Genomic DNA, 13041 nt, shown 5'->3' with positions numbered 1-13041 from the left:
GCGACACGCTCATCGGGTGGTGCGATGTTTGGTGCTGCATGGGTTGACATCGTCGGAGTACCTTTCGATCGAACGGGGTCGGTCCGAGGTGAAGGGCGCCGGTAGGTGCGGGGCGCCGTAGCCGCCCTGCTTCGGTCGCTTCTCTAGGTGAGCCGCGCCAACGCGGCGATCTCGGCTGCCTGGGAAATGGCGGGCACCGCAAGGAATCCGGGGTCGGCGTAGGCGGGATCGGGGTAGGTGTAGTAGCCCTCGCCGGTTTGCATGCCCAGCTTGCCCTTGTCGAGGAAGTTCTCCTTGATGTAACGGGCGTTGGCGAGCATCTGCTCGTCGCCGGTCACCGAACCCCAATGGGCGACAACGTTATACGCCGTTTGCATGCCCACCATGTCGAAGGCTCCCATCGGGCCGCGGGGTGCACCGGGATTGACGATCAAATAGGTGCGGTCGATGTCCTCGGGTGTGGCGATGCCGTTCGTGACGAGGGTCTGACTCGCGTTGAGCAGTTGCACGAACCAGGTGTTGAGGATGTAGCCAGTCTGTTCTTTGCGGACCGGAATCGGGATCATGCCGATCTCGATGGCGTACTCGGTCACCGCGGTGAGGGCGTCGTCCGCTGTTCCGGGATGGGCCATGATTTCGACAACGTTCATCGCCCAGATCATGTTGGCGAAGTGCATCGCGCAATACTTGGCTGGACGTCCGGTAACTTCCGCGAAGTCGCGGGGCAGCAGCGTCGAGGAGTTGGTGGCGATGAGGGTGCGCGGGGAAAGCAGTGGCGCCATTTCCCGATAGACCTGGGTCTTGACCTCGGGAATCTCGGGGACGGCCTCGATTACCAGATCCTTGCCCGATACCGCTGAGGCGAGGCTGGTCGCGTAGGTCAGCCGCGCGCGAGTGTCAGCGATGTCGTGAACCGACACGCCGACCTCGGCGAGGTAGATAGCCGCGTACTGGTCATGAGCGGCCCGGCAGCGATCCAGGGCCTGCGGTGAAATGTCGTAGACGGTAACGGTTTTCCCTTTGAAGGCCGAGTGCCAGGCGATCTGTCCGCCGAGTACTCCGGCGCCGAGCACCGCGACCTTGTCGAGAGTGGACATGAAGATCTCCTTCGATCGAATGGGTGTACTTCCACCGGTGGCGGGGCACCATCAGGCCAGCTCGATGACGTCGAGTCCCCCGTCGGCGTGGGTACGTCGCAGGCGCTTCTTGTCGTATTTGCCGACGCTGGTCTTCGGGACCTGGTCGATGAACGCCCACCGCTCCGGCAGCTGCCAACGCGCCACCCGGTCGGCGAGGAACGCACGCAATTCGCCGGCGGTGATGTCGGTGCCCTCGTGCACGACAACGGCCACCAGCGGGCGCTCATCCCATTTCGTCCTGCATCGTGCTCAACATGGATCTATCCCTCTGGGTTTGCGGAAGAGCGGCATGGTCGGCGGCCATCGCCTCCGGGGTCGGGTGGGGCCGGCCTGTGGTCGCGGCGGCGAGGAAGAAGGTCAACGCCATTTACGGTGGCGAATTCACGCGTGGTCTGGTGCATGACGAAGCCGCGGCCGGGCTGGCCGGCTATCGCGAGCACGTGATCGATTCGCCCCCTGGTCGCCAACGATCGGTTCGGCGAAGACGGCGCGCTCGTGCACCGCCGGCCCTCCCGGTGGCTAGCGCTGCACGAGGTGGTCAGGCGTCGACGCTGACGACTCCTGCGGCCCCGCCGCCGATGTACTGCACGCCGTTGAGGCCCTGAGCCTGGCTGAGGGCATCGGTGAGGTGCCGGATGGTGACGCCGTCGAGGATGGAGTGGAAGTGGCCGTCCTCGGTGAAGTTCACGTTGCCCCCCTCGACGAAGGCCAGGAGCACGGTGTCCTCGGTGTTGTCGGCGGGGCTGACGAAGGTGTGCACCGAACCGGCCGGCTCGTAGAGGTAGGAGCCCGCGGTCTGCATCTGGTCCGGGTACTCCAGGTAGTGCCAGCGGCCCGCCAGGGTGTACCCCTGGGCGATGCCGGTGTGGTAGTGCAGTGGCACCGCGGCACCGGGCTCGAAGATCGCGAGCACGACCCACTGGCCGGTCTCGAGGTCGAGGCGCAGCGGCTTGAAGTGGACGCCGGGACCGAGAGCGTCGCGGATCAGCGGGATGTCGTTGGAATTGACGGTGAGCAGTTCGCCCTGGGGCAGGGCGACCAGCGGCAGCGGTGTACCTGTGCTGGTGGTGGCAGGCTTCGGTGCGGCGGTGAGTGTCATGACGGTTCCTCTCGAGGGGTGTCATCGGCAGGTCGGTCGACGTTGCCGAAGGTGGTGCGAAGCTCGTCCTTCTTGAACTTGGCGGTGGTGTTGGTGGGGATCGCCGGGACGAACTCGAACTGTTCGGGCACCTGCCACTTGGCGAACTCAGTTCCCAGATGGCTGCGCGGCGCGGGCGCATCGGCGCGGGCGTCCTCACGCAGGGCGACGTCGGTCGGGCTCGAATTACACGGATAACTCAATGGTCATGGCAGTCTCCTGGGCAATCTTCGGTGGGCCATGTGGCCCTGTGATGCAGGACACTACGAACCGCAGGCATGTGCCGTCTCGGTCAGCCGCGACAGATTTCGGTCGCCTCACTGTGCCGCCGCAACAGTCGGCAACTCACAGGTGGGGTCAGCTGGAGAGGAGCCCGCGCATGGCAGGCAGCAGGGCCAGCGCCACGCGGAGATCGAGATCGCTGCCCCCGATCACGTGACCGAGGATGCTCTCGGCCTGCCGGACCCGGTAGTTGACCGTGTTCGGGTGGATGTGCAGCCGCGCGGCGGCACGGTTGCGACTGTGGTTCTCCTCGAGATAGACCGCCAGCGTCTCGGCTATCCGATAAGTCGCCTCGTCGTCGGCGGCCAGACCGCCCAGCACACCTACAACGTGTGCCCTGGCCTGCTCAGGGTCCACCGTGGCCATCGCGACCACCGCGACCTCGTCGTACCGGGTCACCGAGCCGGTCGCTGCACCGGTCATGGTCGCCACGCGCCGGGCATGGCCGGCCTGCGCCTGACTGAGCCGGAAGCCCGACAACCCGTGGCCCGGGTTGCCCACCGCCAGCAGAGGGGCGAACTCGTTCGTGGTCGCCTCAACCGAGATGGCGATCCCGCCGAGATCGCCGTCGTCGAACGCGCGAGCCCGACTGATCCAGGCAACGCTGCTCTTCGCACCGCGAGGACACACCAGCACGGCATCGGCACCGACCAGCCGACCCAGCTGCTGCAGAAGCCGGTTGAGCGCCGGCTGCGGATCCGATCCCTCCGGTGCCGAGTTCACCCACGCGACCACGCCGACGTGGTGGCGCCCCAGCTCGTAGCCGAGCCGCGCGGAGGCCCGTCGCGCGTCACGCTCACGACCGGACAGGATCGCCTCGACCGCCTCGACCCGCGCCGCCATCGCGCTGCGCATCCACTGGTCACGCTCGGTCTCGTACAGCTGCTCACCCAGGCTCGAAGCGGCATCGATGAAAGCGAACAACCATGCCGAGAGCAGATCTGCAGCCCTGGCCAGCACAACAGGCTCCAGGGTCCGCTCGGAGATCCGCGCCAGCAACCACTGCCACACGACCTGGTGGCCCAGCCGGTACGAGCGCAGCATCGGGGTCAGCGCCACCAGCCGGTGCACCCCGGTTCTCGCTACCGCCACCGTAGCCTCGGGCAGGATCACCGCTCGGGGGTCACCCCCGCGCTGGAGCTGACCCGAGATCGCGCGCAGGGACGCCTCCACCGAAGCGACCTCCTGTGTGTAAGCCTCGGCGTCGGAGATGAACTCCGGTAGCTCCGCAAGCATCAGGTCAGCCACCCGGACGGCAAGGTCGGCGGCATGGGCACCCAGGTCGGTGGCGACTCCGGTGACCACGTCGTCCCAGATGCGCTTCGACTCCGGTTCCTGTAGAGGTGGCCAACCCGACTCCATACCGCGCACCTTACTGTCGCGGGACGAACAACTGCCCGGGTGAATGCTGGCGCCGTCGTACGAGCGGGTGGAGGCGCCCACACCTTGTCCCGCAACGCATGAAACCGTCGCCGAGGATCGGCTTTGGCCGCCCGGTAAAGCGCATGCTGCAAAGCTCGAACCGGGTCCAGACCGGACCCCGACGTGGTGGAAGGTCGATCATCCGGTGTTCGAACAGCTTTGGGCTACCTCGCGCAAACAGGGCGACGGTGTGGCGTTATCTGGACGCCGCCGCGGCCGAGCGGGTTCCTCGCACCGCGCCCGGTGTCGAGGTATGCGCGCGCCAGCCCAACTTACTTGTGGTCGCAACCGGCGGGTGACCGTCGGGCCGAGGGAGCGGCTCTGATCGCTCAGCTGTTCCTGGTCACTTCGAGTTGCACACTGCCCTGGTTGTTGCCGTAGAAGCCCCACGCGTTGTTGGCGAAGGCGTACAGGTACCCGGGGCGGCATACCCGGTGGTTCGTGCCGGCTCCGATGGCGATCTGCTCGTGCAGGGCCTGTGCTCCTTCCAGCGGGATCGCGTCGTTGGCGACGAGGCCGATGAGCGACATCCACGGCATGGCCTCGTCGCGGGGGGCCAGCGGGAAGTAGGCCGTCGGGTTCCGGGTCACGCGCCGGAAAAGTCGCTCTGCCTGGCCAATCAGCGTGCCGACCAAGTGGATGGCCTCTCCCGGTTGGAACCGCCTCCAGCCGCTAGGGCCCGCGGGCCCGGACGGGATGCCGAGATCGGTCCACTCACCGGCCGCGGCGAAGGTGTAGTCGCCGGCGTCGAGGTAGAGGCCCGTCCAGTTCAACGGATCACGGGCGGACACGGTGACGGTGCTGGACTCGCCCGGCGTCAGCATCTTGGTGGGCCGGTACGGTCCGGTGACGATCGGTGGAGTCTGGTGACGCTCGTACACCGACGAGTGCAGCAAGGGGTTGTTCCCGTCGTTGTCGATCATCGGGGTGGCACGGGGCCGCGGTTGGAAAATCGGTTCGAGAAGTGGGCGCAGCAGCGGCTCGTACAACGGCTCGAACAGGCCGTAGATCCCCTGGTTGTCGTCGTGCAGTGTATCGAGCGCGTTGGGCCGGATCTGGTCCTCCACCTGCTTGCGGAATTCGACTCCGATCGCGGCACGCGCCTCCTCGATCATCCACTTCAGCGCGCCATCGCTCAGCCCCTTCTCCTGATGGCCGCCGCCCACGTCGGTGTGGCTTCCCGGGAACCAGACCTGTTTGACGTCCTGATCCGGCTCCGGCTCGGACCACAACGTCGGGGTGAACTCACTCCGCCGCTCATCGAGCGCTATCGCGTGGCGACCGTGACGCACAGCTGGGTTCAGCTTCACGTCGAGGAACGCATATCGGCGGGCGGGGTCCAGCAGGCTGAGCCCGCCGAGGGTGTCCGGGATGCCCAGTGACCCGACGGTGTCCCACACGCCGATGAAGTCCACCGGCATCGGATCCCGCTCAGGGGCGTAGCTGAATCGGAGACCGTCGCTCCACCTGGGATCTGCGGCCTGCCCTAGGTGGTACCTCCGCTGGTAGACCTGCCGGATCTGACGCCGGATCGTGTCTTCATCCACGCATCGGGTATCGATCAATCCGCACGCGGCGATCATGCCCGCGGTGCTGCGCGCCGTGTACGCGCCACGACTGAAACCGAATAGGGCGATTTTGTCTCCGGGTCGGTACGTAGAAGTCAGCCAGTGATAGGCGTCCATCACGTTGCTCGATAGTCCCGCCCCGGTGATCCCTCCCAGCAGCCAGCCGAGCAGCTCACCGCTCTCGGTACCCACCCCAGGCTGATACTGCGCGAGCTGCTCCTCCCCGTTGCTCATGGAATCTGCCAGGGCGTTGTACATGCGGCGCACATTCGTGACCGCCAACTGGCTCGGTGTATCCCACGTGCCGTCACAGCACATGATGAGACGACGCATCGTTGCACCTCCCTCGACCAGGCGGATAACTTTCATGAAGCGGTGAAACCCCAGCCAACGCGTGTTGGATCCATCCGTGTCGATGACAGCCCTGCACGGGCGGTCCATCCATGCTGCTCTCGAGGGCGGGCGGTTGTCACTGGTCATTAGGCTTCGAAACGACGCAATCGAGACGCGGCGTGAGTTGGGGTGGGCATCGATCTGCCGGGGAATCGATCGGGAATGCACGGTAAGCAGGCTTTCGCCACCGTCACGCACTGCGGTACTGCGGCGGCTCACCAACCTCACCCGGGTGAAGACCACGACCGCGCGGGAGGGCCGCGACTCCGTCCGGGCCCGGAAATCGGCCGGTGGTCGCCACCGCCGGTATCCGGGGTACGCCCGGCGAACCGCACGACGCACCCTGGCCCAGTCGGCGAGTGTCAAGAAATTGAACTGCGGCCTGAATACCCCTTGACAGTTTCCGTTTGCAGGCATGAACTTGAGACAAGAGGCGTCAGGCGAGTTTCGACACGACCCGGAATCCCGCGGCGGGGTGTGACAGAAGGATACGTGCGATGCCTAACGGTATTTTCAATACTAATGCGGCTAATACAGCAGCGGTGCTGGCTACCGCCACTGGTGCCGGCCCTGGCAGTAACGCGGTACATGCGACTACAACGAGTCCGAGTGACAGTGCGGTCTACGGCGAGCATACTGGAACAGGTATCGGCGTATTTGGGCGCGGCGGAATCGACGGAGGAGAAGGCGTTTTCGGTCAGGTCGACAACACTACGGCCAGCGGCGTTTATGGAAAGAACCAGAGCGCAGGTAACGGGGGCATAGGTGTAAGTGCGGAAAGCGTGAACGGGATCGGCCTGGTCTCGACCGGCGGCATCCTCGCGGGATTATTTCAAGGTGACATTCGGGTCACCGGCGATGTTTATCTGACCGGCGGAGACTGCGCCGAGCAGTTCGATATTTCCGCAGTTGGGCAATCAGAACCCGGAACGGTGATGGTTATCAGCTCCAGCGGGAAGACTTTGGAACCAAGCTGCAGACCATACGACACAAAGGTCGCGGGTGTGATCTCAGGCGCGGGCAACTGCAGGCCGGGCATTGTGCTCGATAAGCAGATCTCCGACGCCAAACGAGCGGATATTGCATTGATCGGCCGAGTTTACTGCAAGGTCGACGCCGACGTGGCCCCGATAACGGTTGGCGATCTGCTCACTACGTCTGACATACAGGGTCATGCCATGAAAGCGGTCGACGAAAGACGCTCGTTCGGAGCTGTGATAGGCAAGGCTCTGCAGCCACTCGACACCGGCCGCGGACTGATTCCCATCATGGTGGCGTTGCAATGAATGCGGGCGCTCCCATGGGCGATTCACCCGATCACCTGGCCAGTCTTTCGCGGGCACGGGTCTCCTCGGCACTCGGATCTACCGATGCTGAGAGCACGAACGCCGTATGCCGCTGCGACACGAGTGGAGTTGCCGCCGATGAAAACACCAAATTTGTCATCGCCCACCCTGCAGTCGCCGTCATCTGCTGGGGCACTTACTACCACCCGATAATTCGTGTCGGTGCCGGTACACGGATCAACGCCGGTCTGGATGCCGCGAAGCGGCTTTGCCAAGACCTCCTCGCGGGCCAATACGTTAACCAGCTGTCACAGTATGGTGTCGGGCACGGCTCCGTCGTACAAGCCGTACAACTGAACGTCAACCCACCGGCGACATTGACTGAAGCCGAAGCTGCGACCTTTCTGAAAGGAAACATTCCCGGCGGCGTCCGGTCGCCTGCGGTTGACGAGGCCAACCTGCTCTATGTTCTGTTCCTGGACCCTGCGACAAAGCCGACCGTGTTGGACTCCTCGGGGATGCCGTTGCCAACCGGAAGTTTCTGCGGCTACCACAAAAGCGCCAAGTACAACGATAATTCGGTAGGCGACGACTTGTTCTACGCAGTCATCCGAACAGACAACCGGAAGGGAAACACTCCCGCGGGAACAATTGCCAACGTCGCCTACTGCGTGAGCCATGAGCTCGCCGAAATCGTCACGAACCCCAGAGACACGCAAGGCTATACGGGAACGCAGGGCTGCGAGATCAGTGACCTGTGCGAGACCGGGGGTAAATGTGGTACCAACTGCTGCACGACATTCGGGTACCGGAACTGGAACGTCGAGCAATACTGGTCGAACTGGGCCAGCAATTGCGTCCGGGGCGACGACCCGGTCAGTATGCGCAATGTACTTTCCACCACCGTTGGCGGGTTCAGTTTCAGGGCACTGAAAACCCCAATAATCAACATAGAGTATATCGCCTCACGGTACCGGAACTTTCCGTAATCTGCGGAATTGCAGGCGAGCAGGGGCTCCTGCGGGTGTGCTCAGCCACCGCTGCGTGGGGTGTCGGCCGGGTTGTCCGTCGCAGGCGCGGTCTCGGTCAGTTCTGTACAGCGGGGCTGCGAGCAGTTGCGTGCTGTCGGTGTTGTTCTGGTCCGTGGCGGTGGTGAAGGTGTGCTGCGCGAGGTCGGGACCGGACACCACCCAAGTACATGACAATTGCGCTGGGTGTGTTAAGACTGGCTTCTACCGAAGGGCCTCCGGTGCACCAGCTCAGTCTCGGCGTAGTCGCGCGTTCACGAAAAGAAAACGAACGGCGGTTGCCGATCCACCCGCGCCACCTCGACCGGATCGACGCCGATCTCCGGGAAACCATCTACCTCGAACACGGCTACGGTGAACCCTTCGGCGTGCCCGACGAGCGACTGGCGGGCACGGTCGGGGGGATGCGCACGCGCGAGCAGCTCATCGCCGAGTGCGACGTCATCCTGCTGGCCAAGCCGCTGCGGGAGGACGTCGCCGAACTGCGGATCGGCCAGGTGCTGTGGGGCTGGCCACACTGTGTCCAGGACGCCGAGCTGACCCAACTGGCCATCGACCGGCGGCTGACCGTGATCGCCTTCGAGGCGATGAACCACTGGCGGCGCGACGGCTCGTTCGGCCTGCACGTCTTCCACAAGAACAACGAGCTGGCCGGCTACTGCTCGGTGCTGCACGCCTTGCAGTTGATCGGGTCGACCGGGGACTACGGCCGCCGGCTGCGAGCGGTGGTGATCGGCTTCGGCGCGACGGCGCGCGGCGCGGTGACCGCGCTGAACGCCCACGGGATCCACGACGTCGAAGTTCTCACCGCCCGTGGCCTCAGCACGGTCGGCTCGCCGATCCATTCCGCCACGATGGTGCATCTCGACCACGATGCGAACAACCCGGGCGACCCGCGTCGCAGCTACGCGCACACCGGGCACGGCCGGGTTCCGTTGGCCGGGTTCCTCGCCGAGCACGACGTCGTCGTCAATTGCGTGCTGCAGGACACCGACGCACCGCTGACGTTCCTCATCGAAGACGACCTCGCCGCTTTCACTCCGGGTAGCCTCATCGTCGACGTCTCCTGCGACGAAGGCATGGGCTTCAGCTGGGCACGGCCCACGACGTTCACCCGGCCGACCTTCCCGGTTGGCGACGGCGTCACCTACTACGCCGTCGATCACAGCCCGTCCTACCTGTGGAACTCGGCGACCTGGGAGATCAGCGAAGCGCTGCTGCCGCACCTACGGTCGGTCCTTTCCGGACACTCCACCCGGGACGATCACGAAACCCTCCGACGCGCGATCGAGATCCGGAACGGCACGATCCAGAATCCGGCGATCCTATCCTTCCAGCAGCGCCTACCGGAATACCCGCACCACCGCCGCTGAACACCGGCGACCGCGGCAGCGCCGAGCTCTTCAAACGCCCGTCGCGCAGACCGCGAGGATGATCAGGTCGTGCAGCTCACTGGTGAGATTCGCGGTCCGGGGCCACCAGGCTCCATCGACCAGTCCGGATCCGGCATCGGGGCGGCGTAGCAGCGCGCCTCGCTCTGATCCGGGCCGGAATCTCCCCGGAGGCGTACTGTCGAGGGAACGAGACCGCCTAGGTCTTGCAATCAAAGGATGCCCAGTTGTCCGACAAATCTCCGCGTAGCACGATGTCCAAAAAGCAGGGGAAATCGCTCAAGGAGAGACGAGCGGAGAAGAAGGCCAAGTCGGCCGCCGCTCAATCCGGTGTTGAAGCCTTGGAGAACAGGGACAAGAAGCGCAGGTAGACATACTCCTGTCCGCCGTCGGAGTTCAGCCCTGACGGGCTCAGCTCCGATAAGAGGAGATCGACGTCGTGCGAGTCGACGAACGGATACCGCCCGGGCTCGTCACGGCTCGGTTCAAGGCAACGGGTACGCACCAGAGTCCGTTTCCATGTCACACCAAGGTATTACATCGAAACGATAATCCGGCCGATAGCTTCGAATCGTCACCTTCGAACCGACGCACCGAGCAGTTCCCGCTGAAATCACAGTCTCCGGTTGGAATTCAGGACGGGCGAAGGTGGCATCTCCGACCCAGCCCGATGATGACCGCCCAGCGGTAGTCCTCGAGCAGGCTCACATCTGGGCGAGGCGGGCGCCGCGCCGCCGTGGCCGCATCTGGTACAGGCGATACCAGGCCAGTGCGAGGAAGATCGCCGCCAGGCCGGCGACGACTCCCATATCGAGCAGCCACGTGCCGATGGTGTGCTTCCACAGCGGGTCGGGCCCGCCATTGTGCGGCGAGAGGGTGTCGAGGTCGATGCTGGCCGCTGCAGCGCCGTAGCCCCAACGGGACGGCGACAGGTAGGCCAGCTGTTGCAGAACGGGCGTGCCGGGAAGCCGCACCAGCCCGCCGGTGAGCACCAGTTGCGCCATCGACAGCACGATCAGCAGCGGCAGTGTCTTTTCCGAGGTGTCCACCGCGGCCGACACCAGCAAGCCCAACGCCAGCGACGCGATGCCCAGCAACGCCATCGCCAAGATCAACTCCAGCTGGACCGAGGTGAATATCCCTTTCGGCGGGAACTTCTCACCGATGGTGCCGATCAAGAACAGCACCGCCGTCTGAAGGACGGTGATCACGCCCAAGACCAGCAGTTTCGACATCAAATAGACCCCGACCGACAGTCCTGCCGCGCGTTCTCTGCGATAGATCGTCTGTTCCTTGACGATCTCGCGAATCGCGTTGCCGGTGCCGACGAAGCAGGCACCGAATATCAAGATCATGAGCTTGGTCGAGGCATCGGTGTTGGTTCCCGGCGCCCCGGTGAAACCGGCGCCCGACGGCACCGCGGCGATCAGACCGCCCAGCAGCAGCGGCAGTACGCCGAGCAACGCCAGATAACTGCGGTCCGAGGCGATTACCGCCAGATACCGCCGGCACAGTGTGCTGAGCTGGCTGAGCTTGGACTGCGGCGCGGGCGGCGGCGAAGCCGGTGTGTGTACTTCCGCCGGTCCGATGTCGTCGATCGGCCCGACATCGACGTAGTTCTCGAAGCGCGGGGAGTCCCGGAACTCTCCGGCCCAGTCGCGGTCCTCCTCGTGGTCGAATGCCTGGAACACCTCGGCCCAGGTGCGCTGGCCGAACTCCTCCAAACCCTCGGCGGGCGGTCCATAATAGGCCAGCTTGCCGCCGGGCACCAGCACCAGGAGGCGGTCACAGGAATCGAGATTCGCCACGCTGTGGGTGACGACGATGACGGTCCGCCCGTCGTGGGCGAGTTCGGACAGCATTTCCATGACCGTCTTGTCGAGGCCGGGGTCCAGGCCGGAGGTCGGTTCGTCGAGGAACAGCAGGGACGGTTTGGTCAGCAGTTCCAATGCGACGCTCACCCGTTTGCGTTGCCCGCCGGAGAGCCGAGCGATGCGGGTGTCGGCATGCCGCGACAAGCCGAGTTCGTCGAGGACTTCGTCGACTCGCTGTTCGCGCTCCTCGCGGGCTGTGTCACCGGGGAAGCGCAGCTCAGCCGCGTAGAGCAGGGCGCGTCGCGTCGGGAGCTGGTTGTGCAGGATGTCCTCCTGCGGAACCAACCCGATCCGGTGTCTCAGCTCGTCGTAATCGGTGTACAGGTCGCGTCCGTCGTAGCGGACGGTCCCCTCGGTCGCGGGCTGCAACCCGGTGACCGCGCCCAACAGCGTCGACTTGCCCGCTCCGCTGGGTCCGATGACCCCGACGAGTGAGCGCTGCGCGATGGGGAAGGTCACGTCGTCGAGCAGCACTTTGCCTTCCGGTGTCCGCACGATCAGGTTCTGGACACAGACCGAGATGTCACCGGTGTCGACGGACTCGCGCAGTTCGTTGCCGACGAGCCGGTAGGTGGTGTGTCCCATGCCGATCAGGTCGGATTCGGACAGGTTCGCGATCTCGATCCGGTGGCCGTTGACGTAGGTGCCGTTGTGGCTGTCGAGGTCGACAACTCGATATTTGCCTTCGGCGATCACCTGTAGTTCGGCGTGATGGCGAGAGACCATGAGGTCGGGCACGACGATGTCGTTATCGGCGGCGCGTCCGATCCGGAGTGTGCCCGAGATGATCCGTACCAGCGCGCTGGGGTGGGCGGCCTGAGGCGACGACCGCGACACTCGGCGGGGCAGGCCCGGCTCGAACTTGGTGACCGTGGCTTCATCATCGAGGTCATAGCCAGGATTCGGGACGACCATCGTGTCCCCGCCGATCTCATCATCGAGCTCGGGCGCGGGGCCGGAGTCGGGTGAGGTTTCCAGCGAGCAGGACAACTGCACACCGTATTTGGCATGCCCGAGCTGGAAGGTCTCGTCGTGGTCGATCACCATCCGCTCGACACGGTGACCGTCGAAAAAGGTGCCGTTCAGGCTGTGCGCGTCCTCGATTTCCCAACCGTGGGATCCCCGCTCCAGCACGGCATGCAAGGCCGAAACACGCGGATCGGTGACAACAATGTCGGAGGCCGGATCGCGGCCGATGTTGTATGCACCATCGGGGCGTAGCCGATAGACGTGTTCTCGCGTCTGCACCACGAGAACCGGCGACTCGGATAATTCCGTGGAGGACCGCTCATCCGCCATAACGGAAGTATACGACCGTGCCGAACTGTCGCGGCGACAAACCGCAATTCCGTCCCGGCTCGCGGAATCCGCAGCGAGGCCGCTCAACGGCCATACGACCGAGGCGGGACGAAGAAGTTCCGATGAGATCCGAAATACTGATCCGATAAAATCTGATGCAAGATCGAAGCCGAATATTTCTCAATTTGTTTCATGTACCGAATTCCGTTACATCTGCGGCG

At 64.5% G+C, this 13041-nt stretch carries 10 protein-coding genes and 1 pseudogene; 3 read left to right on the top strand and 8 right to left on the bottom strand.

Annotation, left to right across the window (positions count from 1 at the left end; genetic code table 11):
* Positions 1 to 143: 143 nt before the first annotated feature.
* From KO481_RS14485 to KO481_RS14460, 6 genes and pseudogenes are all read right to left on the bottom strand, one after another.
* Entirely contained in the window at positions 144 to 1097 is a 954-nt protein-coding gene (locus tag KO481_RS14485) for a 3-hydroxyacyl-CoA dehydrogenase (protein WP_215917625.1), read from the bottom strand.
* 51 nt (positions 1098 to 1148) lie between these two features.
* Positions 1149 to 1373: pseudogene (locus KO481_RS14480) on the bottom strand (AMP-binding enzyme); the annotation flags it as partial.
* Positions 1374 to 1677: 304 nt separating this feature from the next.
* Positions 1678 to 2238 carry a 2,4'-dihydroxyacetophenone dioxygenase family protein gene (locus KO481_RS14475; RefSeq protein ID WP_215917624.1) on the bottom strand — a complete coding sequence of 187 codons (561 nt, stop codon included), beginning with the start codon at positions 2236 to 2238 and terminating at the stop codon, positions 1678 to 1680.
* The gene (locus KO481_RS14470) at positions 2235 to 2480 is read right to left on the bottom strand and encodes a hypothetical protein (protein WP_215917623.1); all 246 of its coding nucleotides are present in this window, start codon (positions 2478 to 2480) and stop codon (positions 2235 to 2237) included. Before KO481_RS14470 ends, KO481_RS14475 begins: the two co-directional genes overlap by 4 nt.
* A 154-nt stretch (positions 2481 to 2634) precedes the next feature.
* Complete coding sequence (locus tag KO481_RS14465; protein ID WP_215917622.1) at positions 2635 to 3921, bottom strand: PucR family transcriptional regulator; 1287 nt, start codon at positions 3919 to 3921, stop codon at positions 2635 to 2637.
* A gap of 389 nt (positions 3922 to 4310) precedes the next feature.
* Positions 4311 to 6185, bottom strand: a complete 1875-nt coding sequence (locus KO481_RS14460; RefSeq protein ID WP_215917621.1) for a T6SS phospholipase effector Tle1-like catalytic domain-containing protein — start codon at positions 6183 to 6185, stop codon at positions 4311 to 4313.
* A 254-nt stretch (positions 6186 to 6439) separates the two neighbouring features.
* On the opposite strand from KO481_RS14460, the gene KO481_RS14455 reads away from it, so the two are divergent.
* The 3 genes from KO481_RS14455 to KO481_RS14445 all read left to right on the top strand — a co-directional run bounded on the left by KO481_RS14455 (position 6440) and on the right by KO481_RS14445 (position 9629).
* The gene (locus tag KO481_RS14455) at positions 6440 to 7228 is read left to right on the top strand and encodes a hypothetical protein (RefSeq protein ID WP_215917620.1); all 789 of its coding nucleotides are present in this window, start codon (positions 6440 to 6442) and stop codon (positions 7226 to 7228) included.
* Positions 7225 to 8217 (top strand): hypothetical protein, encoded by a 993-nt coding sequence (locus KO481_RS14450; RefSeq protein WP_215917619.1) that lies wholly within the window; start codon positions 7225 to 7227, stop codon positions 8215 to 8217. The genes KO481_RS14455 and KO481_RS14450 overlap by 4 nt, the downstream gene beginning before the upstream one ends.
* A gap of 209 nt (positions 8218 to 8426) precedes the next feature.
* Positions 8427 to 9629: a N(5)-(carboxyethyl)ornithine synthase gene (locus tag KO481_RS14445; protein WP_215917618.1), complete on the top strand. Its 1203-nt coding sequence runs from the start codon at positions 8427 to 8429 to the stop codon at positions 9627 to 9629.
* A 30-nt stretch (positions 9630 to 9659) separates the two neighbouring features.
* Here KO481_RS14445 and KO481_RS43015 read toward each other — a convergent pair whose 3' ends face one another.
* Both KO481_RS43015 and KO481_RS14440 read right to left on the bottom strand, forming a co-directional pair.
* Positions 9660 to 9863, bottom strand: a complete 204-nt coding sequence (locus tag KO481_RS43015; protein ID WP_245400900.1) for a DUF5994 family protein — start codon at positions 9861 to 9863, stop codon at positions 9660 to 9662.
* 488 nt (positions 9864 to 10351) lie between these two features.
* A complete protein-coding gene (locus KO481_RS14440) occupies positions 10352 to 12820 on the bottom strand; it encodes an FHA domain-containing protein (protein ID WP_215917617.1) in 2469 nt (822 codons plus the stop codon).
* Positions 12821 to 13041 lie beyond the last annotated feature (221 nt).

It is taken from the genome of Nocardia albiluteola (genome assembly GCF_018860155.1).
In the GTDB taxonomy this organism is placed as follows: Bacteria; Actinomycetota; Actinomycetes; order Mycobacteriales; family Mycobacteriaceae; genus Nocardia; species Nocardia albiluteola.
This window is presented reverse-complemented; position numbering and strand designations above follow the sequence as displayed.